Consider the following 18,118-nt stretch of genomic DNA (forward strand, 5'->3'; position numbering starts at 1 on the left):
AATCATTAGGGCACGAATGAATGATACGCCACTCGTTCGAATCTGCGAAAATGGCAGTATGAGTTCGCCCGATCCCCTCACCCTGGAGCGGCAGGTGTGCTTCGCGCTCACCGTCGCCTCGCGCGGAATCGTCGCGGCGTACAAGCCGGTGCTCGACCCGCTGGGAATCACGCACCCCCAGTACCTCGTCATGCTCGCGCTCTGGGAACACCGCACGCTCGACCTCAGCACGCTTGCCCGGCTGTTGCACCAGGAGGCGTCGACGCTGTCGCCGCTCATCAAGCGGCTTGAGGCGCAGGGGCTGGCCCGCCGGGAGCGCAGCGCGGCAGACGAGCGGCGGCTCGAGATCACGCTCACCCCAGAGGGCGAAGCGCTGCGCGAGCGCGCGCGGCAGGTGCCGATCGAGATGGCTGCGCGGCTGCAGAAAACCCCCGAGGAGCTCGCCGAACTGCACCGCTCGATGCTCGAGCTGATCGAGGCGAGCCAGCGCTCGCTCGAAGAGCCGGGCTAGTGCCTCCGGCGTCTCGCGAACGCTGAATCTCCCCGCCGAATCGCGTCCTTTTCGGGGTGCCCTCGAACCCGACCCGATGCGGATGCTACCGTGAAGGTGGAATGTTCTGCCCGGTACCGCATTGCGGGTGCCCGGATTCGGAACTTGGAACTGGATGCGAGGCGAAATGCAGAAGCGGAAGAACGGCTGGGCGAGACGCGCGGTCGGCCTGGTCGGAGTGTGCGCGATCGCAGGCGGCATGCTCATCGGCGGACAGCTCACGAGCGCCCCGGCGCAGGCCCTCGACCTGCCCACCTGGGAGGACGTGCAGGCCGCCAAGCAGAACCAGTCGACCGCCGCGAAGAAGGTCACCGAGATTGAGAATCTGATCGCCGAGGGCGAGAAAGAGCTCGATCGGCTGCGCAATCTGCACTCGACCACCATCGAAGAGCTGAACCAGGCCGAGGCGAACCTCGCGGCCGCGGCGGAGAAGGCCGAGACGCTCAACGCGCAGGCGGAACAGAGCCGCAAGGAGGCCGAGGAGGCCGCCGACCGCGCCGGTGTGCTCGTGGCGCAGATGTACCGCTCCGGCGGCGTCGACCGCAGCATGGAACTCTTCCTCGATTCAGACGCCGAGACTGCCGACGCGCTGCTTGAGCGCCTGGCCTCGATGTCGAAGGCGACCGAGCGCAACACGAGCCTGTCGGAAGAGGCCGAGCAGGCCGCGAACACGGCGGACACGCTGGGCAAGCAGGCGAAGGCGGCAGAGCAGGAGCGCGAGGCGCTGCGCATTGAGAAGAAGGAAAAGGAAGACGCTGCCGCGGCGGCCGTGACCACCCAGGGCGAACAGGTGCAGGCGCAGGAGAAGCAGCAGACCGAGCTCGAAGCCCAGCTCGCGGCGCTCAAGGACACCACGACCAAGACGGTGTCCGGCTACCAGGAGCGGCTCCGGATCGAAGAGGAGCAGCGGAAGGCCGAGGAGGAGCGCCTGCGCAAGCTCGCCGAGGAGTACGCGCGCCAGCAGGCTGAGCTGCAGCGCCAGCAGGAGGAGGCCGCGAACAACGCCAATAACGGTGGCGGGGGCGGCAACTCCGGCGGCGGTGGCGGCGGCGGCAACTCCGGCGGCGGTGGCGGTGGCGGCGGCGGCAACTCCGGCGGTGGCGGGGGCGGCGGCGCCTCGAACGGCTGGATCATCCCGACCGCGTACAGCTACGTGTCCGAGAGCTTCGCGCCCCCCGGGCGCCCCAACCACACGGGCATCGACCTCGCGGCCGGCTGCTACACGCCGATCGTCGCGGCGGCGGCCGGCACGGTCGCGATGACCTACTGGGACGGCGGCGGCGGCGGCAACATGGTCACCGTGAACCACCCGAGCGGCTGGCAGACCCGCTACGCACACATGGCAGAGTGGGCATCCGTGTCGCCCGGCCAGTGGGTGGAGCCCGGCCAGTTCCTCGGCTACGTGGGCACCACGGGCGCGAGCTCGGGCTGCCATCTGCACTTCGAGATGCGGCCGAACCAGGACAACGGCTGGTACGGCTTCGTGAACCCGGCCTACTACATCAACTTCTACTAGGCCGCGGCTCACGCCTCACCGCGGGGCAACGCAAAAGGGCCCGGGATCATTCGATCCCGGGCCCTTTTGCGTGCTCTCAGGGTTAGTGGCCCTCGGCCGCGAGCCGCTCCTGCGCCTCCACGATGAGCTTCTCAGCGTCAGCCGCGGAGCCCCACGCGTCAACCTTGACCCACTTGTTCGGCTCAAGATCCTTGTAGTGCTCGAAGAAGTGCTCGATCTCCTTGCGGGTGTACTCCGGGATGTCGGCGACATCCTGGATGTGCGCCCAGCGCGGATCCTTGTGCTGCACAGCGATGACCTTGTCGTCCCCGCCGGCCTCGTCGCTCATCTTGAGCACGCCAACCGGGCGGACCTTGATGCCCACGCCGGGGAAGACCGGGTAGTCGAGCAGCACGAGCACGTCGAGCGGGTCCCCGTCCTCACCGAGGGTCTCCTCGAAGAAGCCGTAGTCGGTCGGGTACACGAAGCCGGTGTAGAGCACGCGGTCGAGGTACACCCGGCCGGTCTCGTGGTCGATCTCGTACTTGTTGCGGCTCCCCTTGGGGATCTCGATGACGGCGTCGAATGCTGCGGTCATGCGCGCTCCTTCGAATTAGTGGTTGCGGGTGGGCGGCGCCCGACCCAGCGAATTGGTGCAGCCCCCAGGGTACCCGACGCGGGCTGAACCTCGGGGCGCCGCCGGATACGCTGAACGCATGCACTCGGATCGACCGCTCCTCGACACGCGCCGCTCGGTCAGGCGCGCGCTCGCCGGGCTGCCACCGCGGGCAGACGACGCACCGCCCCTCGTCTTGGTCGCGCTCTCCGGGGGAGCTGACTCACTCGCCCTCGCCGCAGCGCTCGCGGAGGTCGCTGCCGGATCCGGGGTGCGCGCCGGTGCCGTGATCGTGGATCACGGCCTCCAGCGCGGATCCGACGACGTCGCGGCGCGGGCGGCGGCGCAAGCGGGTGAGCTCGGGCTCGATCCAGTGCTCGTGCGGCAGGTGCGTGTGGCGAGCGCGGGCGGCCCCGAACACGCGGCGCGTGCTGCGCGGTACGCCGCGTTCGCCGAGGTCGCCGTCGAGACCGCGGCAGCAGCGATCCTCACCGCGCACACTCGCAGCGACCAGGCCGAGCAGGTGCTGCTCGGGCTCGTTCGCGGCTCGGGGCTGCGCAGCCTCGCGGGAATCCCCCCGGTGCGGCAGCTCACCCCGGAGTGCGTGCTGCTGCGGCCGTTCGTCGTCGCGACCCCGGAGATTACCCGCGAGACGACGAGCAGGGCGTGCGCGCGGCTCGGGCTCACGGCCTGGCACGACCCGCACAACGCCGATCCAGCGTTCGCCCGCGTCCGTGCGCGGGAACGTGTGCTCCCGATCCTTGAAACTGAGCTGGGCCCCGGCGTCGCCGCCGCGCTCGCGCGCACCGCGGACCTCGCGGCGGAGGACGCGGCGGCGCTCGACGCCCTCGCGGCGGCCGCGCTCGACCGGGTGCGCGTGACGTCGTCCGGCGAGACCGTGCCCGGTGCGGCCCTGCCCGGCGAGACCGGGCCCGATGCGGCCGTGCCCGGTGAGTCCGCGCCCGGCGCCGCGACGGTGCGGCTCGATGCCGCCGCGCTCGCCGCGCTCGCGCCCGCGATCCGCAACCGCGTGATCCGGCGCGCGGCAGACGCGGGATTCGGTGCGCAGCTGAGCCGCGAACACACCGCGACGGTCGCCGCGCTCGTCAGCGACTGGCGCGGTCAGGGGCCGGTGTTCGTGCCCGGGATTCGTGTGACCCGAGCCGGGGGAGAGCTGCGGTTCAGCGCGCAGATCGGGTCGCCGCGTCGGGGTCGCACGGACGAGCCGGGCGTCGCTTCCCCCGGGGAGTGAGTGTTCGTCCAGTAGTCAGGTCTAAAATAGCTGCATGGACGCCACACACCTGGGGGATGACCTCACCGTTGTACTGCACACCGAAGCAGAACTGCTCGCCCGACTCGCGGAAATGGCCCGCGAGATCGAGGCCGACTACCCGACCGAGCCGCCGCTGCTTGTCGGTGTGCTCAAGGGTGCGGTGATGGTGATGGCCGATCTGGCCCGCGAGCTCCGCTTCCACGCGCAGATGGACTGGATGGCCGTGTCCTCGTACGGGGCAGGCACGAAGTCGAGCGGCGTGGTCAAGATCCTTAAGGACCTTGACGCCGACATCTCTGGCCGCGACGTGCTGATCGTCGAGGACATCATCGACTCCGGGCTCACCCTGTCGTGGCTGAAGGACAACCTCGAGACCCGCGGTGCGAAGTCGGTGCGGATCTGCACCATGCTTCGCAAGCCCGAGGCCCTCAAGGTCGAGGTCGACGTCGCGTACGTCGGATTCGATATCCCGGTGGAGTTCGTGGTCGGCTACGGGCTCGACTACGCGGAGAACTACCGCAACCTGCGCGACGTCGCGGTGCTCGCACCGCACGTGTACGGCGCGGGGGAGTAGCGCGCTCGGCCCGGGGCCACCCGGGCCGATTCTCGCCTGCGCCCTGAGCGGACAAGCGAGTGTGTACAGGGCGAAGTCAGAGGTATTGGCTACGCTTGCAACGGCCGGGGTTCCCTGGCACGCCTATCTCGAAAGGCCCTGACTTGGCAGAGAATTCACCGAAGAGCGCGTCGAAGAGCAAGAAGCTGTTCCGCGGCCCGCTTCTCTACTTGATCCTCGCTCCGCTGATCGTGCTCCTCGGCTGGTCGCTGCTCTCCGGCGGCAACGTGCGCGAGGTCACCACGCAGCAGGGCCTCGAGATGCTCGCCGACGGCAAGGTGAAGCAGGCTGAGATCATCGACGGCGATCAGCGCGTCAATCTCACGCTCACCAAGATGGACAAGAAGGCCGGGGCCGACGAGGTCTACTTCTACTACGTTTCGCAGCGCGGCGAATCAGTGGTCGAGGCGGTCACCGACGCGAAACTGAAGGACGGCTTTACCGACAAAGTGCCGCAGCCGAACCCGCTGTGGTCGCTGCTCGGCTTCCTGCTTCCGCTGCTCCTCATCGGCCTGCTGCTGTGGTGGATGCTCTCGTCCATGCAGGGCGGCGGCCGCGGGGTGATGCAGTTTGGCAAGTCGAAGGCGAAGCTCGTCTCGAAGGAGACCCCGCAGGTCACCTTCGCCGACGTGGCGGGCGCAGACGAGGCTGTCGAGGAACTGCACGAGATCAAGGACTTCCTACAGGACGCCACCCGCTTCCAGGCGGTGGGGGCCCGGATCCCCAAGGGCGTGCTGCTCTACGGCCCGCCCGGCACCGGCAAGACCCTGCTCGCGCGCGCTGTCGCGGGCGAGGCCGGCGTCCCGTTCTACACGATTTCGGGCTCTGACTTCGTGGAGATGTTCGTGGGTGTTGGCGCGAGCCGCGTCCGTGACCTCTTCAAGGAGGCGAAGGCGAACGCGCCCGCCATCATCTTCATCGACGAGATCGACGCGGTCGGTCAGCGCCGCGGTCAGGGCATGGGCGGCGGCCACGACGAGCGCGAGCAGACGCTCAACCAGCTGCTCGTCGAAATGGACGGCTTCGATCCGAAGACCAATGTGATCATGATCGCGGCGACCAACCGCGCCGACATGCTCGACCCGGCGCTGCTGCGCCCGGGCCGCTTCGACCGGCAGATCGGTGTCGACGCACCCGACATGCCGGGCCGACTCAAGATTCTCGAGGTGCACGCGAAGGGCAAGCCGCTCTCGAAAAACGTGGATCTCGCCGTGGTCGCGCGCAAGACCCCCGGGTTCTCGGGCGCCGATCTCGCGAACGTGCTGAACGAGGCCGCGCTGCTCACGGCCCGCTCGAACGCGCAGCTGATCGACAACCGCGCGCTCGACGAGGCGATCGACCGCGTGATCGCCGGTCCGCAACGCCGCACGCGCGTGATGAAGGACCACGAGAAGCTCATCACCGCCTACCACGAGGGCGGTCACGCGCTCGTCGCCGCGGCCCTCAACCACACGGATCCGGTCACCAAGATCACGATCCTGCCCCGCGGCCGCGCGCTCGGGTACACAATGGTGATCCCGCTCGAAGACAAGTACTCGGTGTCTCGCAACGAGCTGCTCGATCAGCTCGCCTACGCGCTCGGCGGCCGCGTTGCTGAGGAGCTCGTGTTCCACGACCCGACCACCGGCGCGGGGAACGACATCGAGAAGGCCACGAGCACGGCGCGCAAGATGGTCACCGAGTACGGCATGTCCGCCAAGGTGGGCCCCGTGAAGCTCGGTCAGGCGCAGCCCGGCGCGTTCATGGGCGAGTTCGGCCAGAGCCGCGACTACTCCGAGGGCGTCGCCGTGTCTGTCGACACCGAGGTGCGCGCGCTGCTCGAACAGGCGCACAACGAGGCCTATGACGCGCTCGTCAAGAACCGCGACGTCCTCGACCGGCTCGCCCGCGAACTGCTCGAAAAGGAGACGCTCGATCACAACCAGATCGCGGAGATCTTCCACGACGTGCAGAAGCTCCCTGAGCGGCCGATCTGGCTCTCGCACGGCGACCGGCCGGTCTCGAACCGGCCCCCGATCGACGTGCCTGCGGTGCTGCGCACCGACGGCGTGCTCGCCGTCGCCGACGCCGAGGTGCCCGCGGACAGCGATCCCGCTGCGCCCGCTGCGCCCGCCGACGCCGCCACCGCAGCCCCCGCACCGGATGCCGGCGAGCGCGCCGCGGACCCGTCGCCCTACGGCGACCAGACGCCCGCCGCGCCGGGGCAGCCCGTGCCGCCCCTCGGCGACACAGCGCCGACGTCGGCGCCCGCCGCACCCGACTCGACGGAGCCGCCGCGCAACCTTGGCGTGCGCCCCGCAGACGACGCCGACGACCGCGGCGACTCCCGGTAGACGAGATGGGTGAGACCGTCGATCGTGAGCGCATCGTTGCGGCGGTGCGGGAGCTGCTGAGCGCAATCGGCTCGGACCCGGACAGCGCGGAGCTCGCGAGCACACCGGGCCGGGTTGCCGACTCGTACGCGGAGTTCTTCGCTGGCGTGGGGCAGGATCCGGCGGCCCTTCTCAGCGACGCGGTCCCGGTGGGCGCAGACACGGGTGAGCTCGTGCTCGTGCGCGACATCTCCCTGCGCTCGGTGTGCGAGCACCACCTGCTGCCGTTCCGCGGCCGGGCGCACATCGCGTATCGGCCCGGTGAGCGGGTGGTTGGCCTCAGCGCGATCCCGCGCGTGGTCGACGTGCTCGCCGCGCGGCCGCAGGTCCAGGAGCGCCTGGGCGAGCAGATCGCCCAGACCCTCGCCGACGGGCTCGACCCGCTCGGCGTACTCGTGGTACTCGAAGCCAGTCACGGCTGCGTGGCCGACCGGGGCGTGCGACAGATCGACGCCACGGTCGCCACCGTCGCTTCGCGCGGCTCGCTCTCAGACCCGCGCGAGCAGGCCGCGGTGTTCGCGCTGCTTGGACGCGGGGCGGCAGGCGGAAGCGGCGCGGCGTGATGCCGGACCAGCTCGCTCCCACCCTCGTGATGGGGGTGCTCAACGTCACCCCTGACTCGTTCAGCGACGGCGGCGTCTACGACTCCACGGCGGCGGCGATCGACCGCGGCCGGCAGCTCGTCGCCCAGGGCGCCCACATCGTCGATGTTGGGGGCGAATCGACTCGCCCCGGGGCCACCCCGGTTCCCGTCGCGGCGGAACTTGCGCGCACGATTCCCGCTATCAAACAGCTCGCGTCCGAGGGCGTCACGATCTCGATCGACACAATCCATGCCGAGACCGCGGCTGCGGCAATCGCCGCGGGCGCGCGCCTCATTAACGACGTCTCCGGCGGCGCGCACGATCCGGACATGCTCCGCGTCGCGGCCGCCGCGAGCCGAGAGCACGCGGCACGCTTCATCATTGGCCACTGGCGGGGCATCCCCGACCCGGCGCAGGCGCGCTCAGACTACGGTGACGTGGTCGCGGAGGTGCGCGACGCGCTGGCCGTGCGCGCCGCCGCGGCGATCGTGGCCGGCGTGGCGGCCGAGCACATCGTGCTCGACCCGGGCCTCGGCTTCGACAAGACCGGCGCCGACGGCTGGCGGCTGCTCGCCCAGCTCGACACGCTCGCCGCGCTGGGCTACCCCGTGCTGGTGGGCGCCTCGCGCAAGCGCATGCTCACCGAGGTGCTCGCCGCGACCCCGGCAGCAGCGTCGACCGGCAGCGACCCGCGCGACCTGGCAACCGCGGTCGTGAGCGCGCTCTCCGCTCAGGCAGGCGCCTGGGGCGTGCGCGTCCACGATGTCCCCGGCACCGTGCAGGCGCTCGCCGTGACGGCGGCGTGGCGGGCCGGGCGACCCGCCCCCGCGGGCCCGGGCCTCGTGGCGGCTTCGGCCGCGCCGTCGGTCCCCGCGGGTTCCGCCTCGAACGACCGCATCACCCTCACCGGCCTCGAGGTGTTCGCGCACCACGGCGTGTTCGACTTCGAGCGCGACCGCGGCCAGCGCTTCATCATCGACGCAGAGGTGCGCGTCGACCTGCGCGCCGCCGCCGCGGGGGACGCCCTCGCCGAGACGGTCCACTACGGCGAGCTCGCCGAGGCGATCGTTGGCGCCGTTGAACGCGATCCGGTCGACCTCATCGAGACCGTGGCCGAGCGGGTGGCCGGGGTCGCGCTCGGCTTCGCCGGGGTGCGCGCGGCGCGGATCACCGTGCACAAGCCGGACGCCCCGATCGACGCCGTCTTCGCGGACGTCGCCGTCACCGTCGAGCGCGAGGCCAGCTCGTGATCGCGCAGCTCGTTCCCGTGCTCCTCGCGTTCGGGGCAAATCTCGGCGACCGCGGCGAGACGATCCAGGCGGCGCAGCGGGAGCTCGCGCGCGCCGCGGGGATCCGCAACCTGCGCGCGTCCCCGCTCCGCGAGACCATCGCGCTCACGAGCGCCGGGCCGGATCCGGACGCGCCGCGCTATCTCAACGGGGTTGCGACCGCGGAGACCACGCTCTCCCCGCACGCGCTCCTCGACGAGCTGCAGCGCATCGAGGCGGCGCACGGCCGCGTTCGCGACGTCCGCTGGGGGGCGCGCACGCTCGACATCGACATCATCCTCTACGGCGGCCGCGTCGTCCGCGACGACCGCCTCACCGTGCCGCACCCCCGCGCGCACGAGCGGGACTTCGTGCTCTCGCCGTGGCTCGCGCTCGATCCGAACGCCGTGCTCATGGGGCACGGCCGCGTGGCCGAGCTGCTCGCGCGCGTGGGCGACACCACCCTGCCGCTCAGCGACCCGGCTGCCGCGTCCGCCGCCGCCCACGCTGATCCCGCCGCCCATGCTGAGGAGCGCGATGCGCAGCGATGAGCCGATGCGGCCACTCGCCACGATCGCCGCGGCCGCAATGGGCATCGCGATCGGGCTCGTGGTGCAGTTCGCCCAGTCCGGCCGCGGCGCCGCCCCGTTCGTGCCGCCGCTCTCGCTCGCGGTGATGCTCACCCTCATCGCGGCGCTGCTGCTCACCCTCGGGATCCGGCTGCGTCGCGCGGTCGTGAAGGGCGCCCGGCCGGTCAACCCGTTCTCGGCGGTGCGCCTGCTCGCGACGGCACGCGCCGCGCAGCTCGTCGGCGGCCTCTTCGGCGGGTTCGGTGGGGGCCTCGCGCTCTCGCTGCTCGGCCGCACCGTGCCCGCCCCGATCTCGCTGTGGCTGCCCATGCTGCTCGTGCTGGGTTCGGGGATCGCGCTCGTGGTGTGCGCGGCAATCACCGAGCACCTCTGCCGGATCCCGCCCGGCGACGGCGACGGCACGGACTCCGGCGAGGCCGAGCCGGGGCCCACGGGGCAGGCGGCTTACCGCAAGCCCTAGGCCGCAGCCCCGATTCCGGGGGCGGAACCAAACGGCCCGCCAGGCTCTAGGCTGGGGAGCGTGACTACAGACGCCATGCCGCAGGACGAGACCGCCCCGAACCCCGCGTGGCCGCACGGCGATGCCGAGTGGCAGCGGGTATCGCCCTCCTACGCGTGGGCAGACCTCATCGTCAATCTCGCGCTCGTGATCGGCGCGGGACTGGTGATCGGGATCATCATCCTCACCAACGCGGGGGAGCAGCCGCTCGTGCCCCTCCTGATCCTCTCCGCCGTGGTGCTCCTCCTGCTCGTCAACGCGCTCTTCGCGTTCCGGCGGGTGCGCGCGATCGGGTACATCCTGCGCGAGGACGACCTGTTGTTCCGGCGCGGCATCATGTTCGAGCGGATCGTCGCGGTGCCCTACGGCCGGCTCCAGCTCGTTGACGTGACCCGCGGCCCGCTGCTGCGCGCGCTCGGGCTCGCCACGCTGAAGTTCGTGACCGCGTCCGCGGCCACGGGCGTGCAGCTCCCGGGCCTGCGCGTCGCCGAGGCGGAGGCGCTGCGCGACCGGCTCGTGGCGCTCGCAGAGACCCGGCGGTCCGGGCTGTGAGTACCCCGCACGATCTTCCGGGGGATCCGGAGTCGACCCAGGAATCCCAGCCGGTGCCCGTCGCCGCGGATCCCGCTGCTGCGGCCGCTCCGTCCGCGGACCCCGCCGGTGCGACCGCCCCGTCCGCGGATCTCGCTGCTGCGGCCGCTTCGGTGGCGGCCCCGCGCGGCAAGGCAGACGCCGACGGCTGGCGCCGCATGCACCCGCTGTCGCCGCTGCTGCGCGGCGGGCTCGCGCTGCTCGTGGTCGCCGGCATCGTGATCGCGAACTTCCGTGACCGGCTCGTCGAGTTCTTCTTCGCCGGACAGCTGGTGGAGGAGGGCGGCCAGTCCGAGATCATCAACGAGTCGGACATGATCGACTACGTGATCGAGCGCGGGCTGCTGCTGCTCGTGCTCGGCGGCGTGCTGCTCGTCATCGTGCTCATCGTTGCGTTCTCCTGGGTGTCGTGGCGCTTCACCACCTACCGGATTGCAGCGGAGGCTGTCGAGGCGCGCAACGGCGTGCTGTTCCGCAACCACCGTCGGGCGCCGCTCGAGCGGATCCAGAGCGTCAACCTGCAGCGGCCGCTGCTCGCGCGCGCCCTGGGCCTCACCAAGATTGAGGTGGTGACCGGCGGGCAGGGCGGCACCGTGGAGCTCGCCTACCTCGGCCACCAGGACGCGAAGACGGTGCGCGAGCAGATCCTGCGCCGCGCCGCCGAGAAACGCCGTGGCGACGAGGCCGCCGCCCAGCCGATCTCCGAGATCCAGGCGCCCGGGGCGGTCGGGTACGACGGCTACGTGTACGCGCCAGACGCCGCGGGCCTCGCGGCGCGCGCGCAGGACTTCGCGGACTCGGACGTGGACCCGGCGGCCCTCGCCCGCAACACGCTCGTGAAGGTGCCGGTCGGCCGGCTGCTCGGCAGCATCGCGCTGAGCTGGGAGGCCGTCTGGCTCGTCGGCATCCTGGTTGTGGTGATCGTGGGCGGTGCGCTGCTCTCGCCCGTGCTGATCCTCGGCATCATCCCGATGATCCTGGTCATGGCCGGCGTGATGTTCGGACAGTTCAACAAGGGCTTCAACTTCACGCTCTCGCGCGGTCGCGACACCGTGCGCACGGGCGCCGGCCTCACCTCAACGATGACCGAGTCGATCCCGTTTGGCCGCATCCACGCGGTGGAGGCGCGCCAGCCGCTGTTCTGGCGCCCGCTCGGCTGGTGGAAGGTGCGGATCACCACCGCGGGGCACTCCGCGGCGCAGGCCGGGCAAAACGCGTCGCAGAACGTGGTGCTCCCCGTCGGGACCGAGGCGGACGTGCTGCGCGTGCTCGACACGCTGCTGCCCGGCATCGGCGACGACGAAGCGGAGATCGCCGCGCTGCGCGACGCGCTCTCGGGGCCCGGCACCGGTTTCCTCGGCGCCGGACACAGCTCGGGCTGGGTGCTCTGGTGGGGGCGCTCGCGCGCGGGCCTCAAACTTGAGGGGCTCGGGAGCGAGGACGCGACGCTCAGGATTCGCCGCGGAGCACTGACCCGCTCGCTGTCGATCATGCCAATCGTGCGCGCGCAGTCAGTGCAGCTGCGCCGCCCGCTCGTGCACCGCATGCTCGGGCTCGCGTCCGTGCAGGCGCACACGCTGCTGGGGCCCGTGCGGATGGAGCTGCGCGGGCTTGCGCTGCCCGCGGCGCAGGGCGCGTTCGACGCGCTCGCGGCGGCGGTGCTGCGCATCCAGGGCGCGGAGGCCGAGCGCATCGCGCGGGCGCACGCCGGGGTGGCCGACGGCCCCGAGCCTGCCGCGCCCGAGCTGCCGCGAATGCCGGGAATGCCGGTTGCGCTCGCCGTGTCGGATCCGTCTGCCGCGCCGGAGCTGCCGAGCGACCCGGTGCTGCCGAGCGCGCCGGTGGCTCCGGCGGCGGACGGTGCGGCGGCTCCGGAGGCTCCGGCTGCGGACGGTGCGGCGGCCCCGGGGGCGGACGGTGCGGCGGCCCCGGAGGCTCCGGCGGCCGCGCACGGGAGCTCGGAGACGCCCGAGATGGGCGAGCGATGAGCGGGAGCGTGCAGGAGTCGCGCCTCGGCGTCGGGGTCGTCGGCGCCGGCCGGGTGGGCCCCGTGCTCGCGCGTGCGCTGGCCGGAGCCGGTCACGCGATCACCGGTATCTCGGCGGTCAGCGAGGAGAGCCGGGAGCGCGCCGAGGGGATGCTCCCGGGGGTGCCGATCCTCGAGGTGCCGGAGGTGGTGCGCCGGTCGGAACTCGTGCTGCTCGCGGTTCCCGGGTCTGAGCTTGCCGGTCTTGTCGCTGGCCTCGCCGCGACTGGGGCCTGGCAGCCGGGCCAGCTGGTGATCCACACCGCGCCAGAGTTTGGCACGGCGGTGCTCGCGCCCGCGCTCGCGATTGGTGTGATTCCGATCGCGCTGCACCCCGCGATCGTGTTCACCGGGACCAGCCTTGACCTCGCGCGGCTGTCCGGCGCGACGGTTGCCGTTACGGCGCCCGCGCCGGTGCTCCCGATCGGGCAGGCGCTCGCGGTGGAGATGGGGGCGGAGCCCGTGATCGTTCGCGAGCAGGACCGCGCGGCGTACGCGGACGCGATCGCCGCGGCGGGTGAGCTGTCCCGGGCCGTGGTGCGCCAGGCGACCGACGCGCTGCGCGAGCTCGGGATCGAGCGCCCGGACCAGCTCGCCGGCGGGGTGGTGCGGGCGGCGGTCGAAGAGGAGCTCCTTGCCGCGGCGGCCCGCGACGCCGGCGAGGACTTCCCGCCGGACCTGCCGAACCACTGACCCCGCTCCGCGGTTGCCCGCGGTTGCCCCGGCCCGCCGTGCTCGCGCCGGCCGCCCTGCCCCCGGCCGCCCCTGCCCCCGGCCGCCCTGCCCCGGCCGCACCCTGCCCGACGAGTGTGCGGCTTCGTGGCGAGTGTGCGGCTTCGCTGCGACAGCGGAGCCGCACACTCGTGCGCGGATCCTCCACTCGTGGGAGGTGAGGGCTTCCGGGGTGAGGGCGGTGCCGCACGCTCGTGGGAGGTGAGGGCCTCCGCGGTGGGAACAGAGTTCCCCGCTCGTGCGTGGAGCCGCACGCTCGTGGGCCGGGCCGGGCCGGGCCGGGCTGGGCTGAGCTGCGCCGGGCCGGCGTCGCGACAGCGGAGCCGCACGGTCGTGCACGGATCCGCCACTCGCAGGGGGAGACGAGAGTGAAGCCGCACACTCGTGGGGGGGGAGGTGACCGCAGCGAACTGCCCAGGGAGACATCGACCGTGCGCCCCGCGCCCCGCGCCGCGCGCCGCACCCGCTGCGATCGGCCCACGCCACGCCACGCCACGCGCAGCCCGGTCCGCCCTGACCCCGCCCCCGCCCCGGCCGCCCCCACCCCCGACGAGTGTGCGGCTTCGTGGCGAGTGTGCGGCTTCGCTGTCGCAGTGGAGCCGCACGCTCGTGCATGAAGCCTCCACTCGTGGGCGGCGCCTGCGCCTGCGCCTGCGCCTGCGCCTGAGCCCGCGCCTGCGCCTGCGCCTGCGCCTGAGCCCGCGCCTGCGCCCGCGCCTGCGCCTGCGCCGAGCCCACCGGCCCACCGCCCCGCCCACCGCCCAGACCACAGCCCACCGGCCCGCCAGCCCCGCGGCCTGGCGTAGGATGGGGCGGTACGTCAGACCCCACGGAGGATCCACCCCCAATGAGCGATCAGAGCGCCGCCAACGCACCCGCCGAGGCACCCCAGACCGACGCGACCCCGGCCGTCAGCGCCGAGGAAATCTTCGAGCAGAAGCGCGTGCGCCTGGAGAAGCGCGACAAACTCAATGCAGGCGCCGATCTCGCGGGCGGGGCCTACCCCGTCGCGGTCCCCGTCACCACCACGATCCCGGCCGTGCGCGCCGAGTGGGGCCACCTCGAGGAGACCCCGGACACGGCGTCTGGCGTGACCGTCGGCATCGCCGGCCGCGTCGTGTTCCAGCGCAACACGGGCAAGCTGTGCTTCGCCTCGCTGCAGGCCGGCGACGGCACCCGCATCCAGGCCATGGTGAGCCTCGCCGGCGTCGGCGAGGAGTCGCTCGCCGCCTACAAGGAGCTCGTCGATCTGGGCGACCACCTGTTCGTGAGCGGCGAGGTCATCTCGAGCCGTCGCGGCGAGCTCTCAATCATGGTGAGCGAGTGGCAGATCGCCGCGAAGGCGATCGCCCCGCTCCCCAACATGTACGCGGAGCTCAACGAGGAAACGCGGGTGCGCCAGCGCTACCTCGATCTGATCCAGCGCGAGCAGGCGCGCCGCAACGTGGTGACCCGGGCACGCACCATGGCGAGCCTGCGCCAGACGTTCGCCGAGCGCGACTTCATCGAGGCGGAGACGCCAATGCTGCAGACGATGCACGGCGGCGCCTCGGCCCGCCCGTTCGTCACGCACTCGAACGCGTTCGACACCGAGCTGTTCCTCCGGATCGCCCCGGAGCTCTACCTCAAGCGCGCCGTCGTCGGCGGACTTGAGCGGGTCTTCGAGATCAACCGCAACTTCCGCAACGAGGGTGCCGACGCGACGCACAGCCCCGAGTTCGCGATGCTCGAGGCGTACCAGGCCTACACCGACTACAACGGCATCGCCGACCTCACCCAGGATCTGGTGCAGAACGCGGCGCTCGCCGCAAACGTCGGCACCGACCGCGAGGGCACGCACGTGGTCGAGTGGGCCGACGGCACGCTCTTCGACCTCGGCGGGGACTGGGATCGGATCTCGATGTACGGCACGCTCTCAGCGGCCGCCGGGCGCGAGATCACGCCCGAGACCAGCGTTGCCGAGCTGCAGGCGATCGCCGATGCCGAGGGCGTCGAGGTCCCGCTGCCAAACCACGGCAAGCTGGTCGAGGAGCTGTGGGAGCACTTCGTGAAGGACGGCCTCACGAAGCCGACCTTCGTGATGGATTTCCCGGTGGAGACGAGCCCGCTGACGCGGCACCACCGCTCGATCCCCGGCGTGGTCGAGAAGTGGGATCTGTACGTGCGCGGTTTCGAGCTCGCGACGGGGTACTCGGAGCTCGTGGACCCGGTCGTGCAGCGCGAGCGCTTTGTGCAGCAGGCGGCCGAGGCGGCGCGGGGCGACGTCGAGGCGATGGGCGTCGACGAGGAGTTCCTGCGCGCGCTCGAGCACGCGATGCCGCCGTCCGGGGGCATGGGCATGGGGATGGACCGGCTGCTGATGGCGCTGACCGGGCTCGGGATCCGCGAAACGATCCTCTTTCCGCTGGTCAAATAGCGACCGATCGCGGCGACGCGCGGGCCGGGGGATCGCTCAGGATTCCCCGGCCCGCACCGGTTAGACTGCTCACATGGATAACTGGTGGACGAACGCGATCTGGTCGCTGACCCCGACCGTATTGATCGGGCTCTTCTTCTGGATGGTGCTGCGCCTCATTCTGCGCGCGGACCGTACGGAGCGGAAGGTGTTTCAGCGCGTCGAGGACGAAGAGCGCGCGAAGGCCGGCCTTCCGGTGCGTAAGGACACCTAAACTCCACTCGCCCGATACAGTACGCTCATAGGGTGCGCCTCGAGCGCGCATGACTCTCCGTCCGCGGCGCCGCCGCCGCGAGGAGTGTGGCGGAAAGGGCGCGTATGGATCTCAGCTGGCTTGGTGTGAACTGGCCGTTCGCGTGGACGCTGTCGCTGCTCGTCATCGACAACCTGATCCGCGTGATCGCACTGTTTGTGGTTCCCCGTAACCGCCGCCCAACCTCGGGCATGGCTTGGCTCATGGCGATCTTCCTGCTCCCCGTTCCCGGGCTGCTGCTCTTCCTCATCATCGGGAGTAAGCGGTTGCCGCGGGCGCGCGAGCAGAAGCAGGAGGCGATCAATCTGTTCGTCGCCGAGATCGCGGAGCGCGAGGAGCGCGGGCTCGTCACCGCGGAGCGGCACCTGCCGCCCGGGATCGACAGCGTGGCTCGGCTCGGCCGATCGCTCGGCGCGCAGCCGATGCTGCTCGGCAACTCGGCGACGCTGTGCATCGACTACGAGGCGTCCTTCGCCGAGATGGCCGCGGCGATCCGCGAGGCGCGCGACTACGTGCACATTGAGTTCTACATCATGGTGCACGACGACGCGACCGACGACATTTTCGTGGCAATGCGCGAGGCCGTCGCGCGCGGGGTGCAGGTGCGCGTGCTGCTCGACCACGTCTCCGCGGTGCGCAACCCGGGGACCCGGCGCACAGCCCAGAGCCTCGATGATCTCGGCGCCGAGTGGGCCTACATGCTCCCGGTGCGGCCCTGGCGCGGGGAGTACCAGCGGCCGGATCTCCGCAACCACCGCAAGCTCATCGTGGTGGACGGCCGGATCGGGTTCATGGGCTCGCAGAACCTCGTCGATTCGAGCTACAACAAGCCCTCGAATCAGCGCCGTGGCCTCCACTGGAAGGACCTGATGGTCCGAGTAGAGGGACCGATCGTGCTCGGGCTCGAAGCGGTGTTCCAGGGCGACTGGTACCTCGAGACCGGTCAGTACCTCACCCACCTCTCCGAGGTCTCGTTCGAGGCGGACAAGCCCGGCGAGCTCGACTGCCAGATCGTGCCGAGCGGACCGGGCTACGCGGGGGAGAACAACCTCCAGGTCTTCGTGGCCCTGCTCTACACCGCGCAGCGCCGGATCAGTATTACCAGCCCGTACTTCGTGCCCGACGGCTCGATCATGAACGCGCTCCGGGCGGCGACCGCCCGCGGCGTGGACGTCGAGCTGTTCGTCTCCGAGACGGGGGATCAGGCCGTCGTCTATCACGCGCAGCGCTCGTACTACGAGGAACTGCTGCGCGCCGGGGTACGGATCTGGATGTACCGGCCGCCGTACATCCTGCACTCGAAGCACTTCACGGTCGACGACTCGGTCGCCGTGGTTGGGTCATCAAACATGGATCAGCGCTCGTTCGGGCTGAACATGGAGATCTCGATGGTGGTGCACGGCGAGAGCTTCGTGCGCGACCTCGACGAGGTGAGCGACTACTACCGCGAGAACTCGCGCGAGCTCACGCTTGAGGAGTGGCTGAAGCAGCCGCTGCGCTCGCAGCTGCTCGACGGGCTCGCCCGGCTCACCTCCGCCCTGCAGTAGGCGGGGACGCCCGCGCGCTACGCGAGCGGCCGGTCAGTGGGGGCATCGAGCAGCCGCTCGGTGCGCGCGCCCGCCGCGGTGCGGTGCAGCAGCCACACCTCGCCGTTCATGATCCGCGGCATCTCCGTGCCGGTGATCCGCGAGATCCCCCAGCGCAGCATCGCACCGTGCGCGACGACGATCGTGTTGGGTGCCTCGGTGAGCACCCGGTCGAGTGCGTCTGAGGTGCGCTGCGCGAGCACGTCGAGCGGTTCGGCGTCCGGGATGTGTAGGCCGGGCCAGCGCTCCTGCGCGGTGGCGACGTCGACGCCCTCGGCGGCGCCGAAGTCGCGCTCCCAGAATCCGTCGTCGATGTGCGGACCCGCGAGCTCGAGGCCGGCGGCGATGATCCGCGCGGTCTCGATGGCGCGGCCGAGTGGCGAGGCGCGGATGCCGCGCCACCCGCCGGGGTCGGCGGTCGCCTCCGCGAGGGCGCGGGCCGTGGCCGCCGCCTGGGCGCGGCCCGTATCGTTGAGCGGCACCTCCGTGCGGCCCTGGATGCGGCCGGCGCGATTCCAGTCGGTTTCACCGTGTCTCACCAGCGCAATTGTGGCGAGCGCGGGGGCGGGATCTGTGGTGGGCATACCCCTACGCTAGCCCCCGCGTCACGCCGCT

Annotated in this window: 17 protein-coding genes; 15 read left to right on the top strand and 2 right to left on the bottom strand. The window is 71.4% G+C overall.

What is annotated here, in order from left to right; genetic code table 11:
- Window positions 1-58: 58 nt before the first annotated feature.
- Window positions 59-511: a MarR family winged helix-turn-helix transcriptional regulator gene (locus EV139_RS01030; RefSeq protein ID WP_130452463.1), complete on the top strand. Its 453-nt coding sequence runs from the start codon at window positions 59-61 to the stop codon at window positions 509-511.
- Window positions 512-677: 166 nt separating this feature from the next.
- Window positions 678-2,066, top strand: a complete 1,389-nt coding sequence (locus EV139_RS01035; RefSeq protein ID WP_130452464.1) for a M23 family metallopeptidase — start codon at window positions 678-680, stop codon at window positions 2,064-2,066.
- Window positions 2,067-2,148: 82 nt separating this feature from the next.
- Here the strand turns inward: EV139_RS01035 and ppa are convergent, their stop codons facing one another.
- Window positions 2,149-2,643, bottom strand: a complete 495-nt coding sequence (ppa, locus tag EV139_RS01040; RefSeq protein WP_130452465.1) for an inorganic diphosphatase — start codon at window positions 2,641-2,643, stop codon at window positions 2,149-2,151.
- 118 nt (window positions 2,644-2,761) lie between these two features.
- On the opposite strand from ppa, the gene tilS reads away from it, so the two are divergent.
- From tilS to cls, 13 genes are all read left to right on the top strand, one after another.
- Window positions 2,762-3,913 (top strand): tRNA lysidine(34) synthetase TilS, encoded by a 1,152-nt coding sequence (gene tilS / locus EV139_RS01045; protein ID WP_130452466.1) that lies wholly within the window; start codon window positions 2,762-2,764, stop codon window positions 3,911-3,913.
- A 34-nt stretch (window positions 3,914-3,947) separates the two neighbouring features.
- On the top strand, window positions 3,948-4,508 hold the full coding sequence (gene hpt / locus EV139_RS01050) for a hypoxanthine phosphoribosyltransferase (RefSeq protein ID WP_130452467.1): 561 nt from the start codon (window positions 3,948-3,950) through the stop codon (window positions 4,506-4,508).
- A 143-nt stretch (window positions 4,509-4,651) separates the two neighbouring features.
- Window positions 4,652-6,880: an ATP-dependent zinc metalloprotease FtsH gene (ftsH, locus tag EV139_RS01055; protein WP_130452468.1), complete on the top strand. Its 2,229-nt coding sequence runs from the start codon at window positions 4,652-4,654 to the stop codon at window positions 6,878-6,880.
- A gap of 5 nt (window positions 6,881-6,885) precedes the next feature.
- Window positions 6,886-7,482, top strand: coding sequence for a GTP cyclohydrolase I (gene folE / locus EV139_RS01060; RefSeq protein ID WP_130452469.1), 597 nt, complete (start codon window positions 6,886-6,888; stop codon window positions 7,480-7,482).
- A complete protein-coding gene (gene folP / locus EV139_RS01065; RefSeq protein WP_237465645.1) occupies window positions 7,482-8,753 on the top strand; it encodes a dihydropteroate synthase in 1,272 nt (423 codons plus the stop codon). Before folE ends, folP begins: the two co-directional genes overlap by 1 nt.
- Window positions 8,750-9,322: a 2-amino-4-hydroxy-6-hydroxymethyldihydropteridine diphosphokinase gene (gene folK, locus EV139_RS01070; RefSeq protein ID WP_130452470.1), complete on the top strand. Its 573-nt coding sequence runs from the start codon at window positions 8,750-8,752 to the stop codon at window positions 9,320-9,322. The genes folP and folK overlap by 4 nt, the downstream gene beginning before the upstream one ends.
- A complete protein-coding gene (locus tag EV139_RS01075; RefSeq protein WP_130452471.1) occupies window positions 9,309-9,821 on the top strand; it encodes a DUF3180 family protein in 513 nt (170 codons plus the stop codon). Before folK ends, EV139_RS01075 begins: the two co-directional genes overlap by 14 nt.
- Before the next feature lie 60 nt (window positions 9,822-9,881).
- The gene (locus EV139_RS01080) at window positions 9,882-10,412 is read left to right on the top strand and encodes a PH domain-containing protein (protein ID WP_420029129.1); all 531 of its coding nucleotides are present in this window, start codon (window positions 9,882-9,884) and stop codon (window positions 10,410-10,412) included.
- Window positions 10,409-12,439 (top strand): PH domain-containing protein, encoded by a 2,031-nt coding sequence (locus EV139_RS01085; protein ID WP_241988931.1) that lies wholly within the window; start codon window positions 10,409-10,411, stop codon window positions 12,437-12,439. Before EV139_RS01080 ends, EV139_RS01085 begins: the two co-directional genes overlap by 4 nt.
- On the top strand, window positions 12,436-13,170 hold the full coding sequence (locus EV139_RS01090; protein WP_130452472.1) for a DUF2520 domain-containing protein: 735 nt from the start codon (window positions 12,436-12,438) through the stop codon (window positions 13,168-13,170). Before EV139_RS01085 ends, EV139_RS01090 begins: the two co-directional genes overlap by 4 nt.
- Before the next feature lie 886 nt (window positions 13,171-14,056).
- Window positions 14,057-15,625, top strand: a complete 1,569-nt coding sequence (gene lysS / locus EV139_RS01100) for a lysine--tRNA ligase (protein WP_130452473.1) — start codon at window positions 14,057-14,059, stop codon at window positions 15,623-15,625.
- 73 nt (window positions 15,626-15,698) lie between these two features.
- Complete coding sequence (locus tag EV139_RS01105) at window positions 15,699-15,878, top strand: hypothetical protein (RefSeq protein WP_130452474.1); 180 nt, start codon at window positions 15,699-15,701, stop codon at window positions 15,876-15,878.
- Between the two features lie 104 nt (window positions 15,879-15,982).
- The gene (cls, locus tag EV139_RS01110; RefSeq protein ID WP_130452475.1) at window positions 15,983-17,464 is read left to right on the top strand and encodes a cardiolipin synthase; all 1,482 of its coding nucleotides are present in this window, start codon (window positions 15,983-15,985) and stop codon (window positions 17,462-17,464) included.
- A gap of 17 nt (window positions 17,465-17,481) precedes the next feature.
- Here cls and EV139_RS01115 read toward each other — a convergent pair whose 3' ends face one another.
- On the bottom strand, window positions 17,482-18,087 hold the full coding sequence (locus tag EV139_RS01115) for a histidine phosphatase family protein (RefSeq protein WP_130452476.1): 606 nt from the start codon (window positions 18,085-18,087) through the stop codon (window positions 17,482-17,484).
- Window positions 18,088-18,118 lie beyond the last annotated feature (31 nt).

It is taken from the genome of Leucobacter luti (genome assembly GCF_004217175.1).
Taxonomy (GTDB): domain Bacteria; phylum Actinomycetota; class Actinomycetes; order Actinomycetales; family Microbacteriaceae; genus Leucobacter; species Leucobacter luti.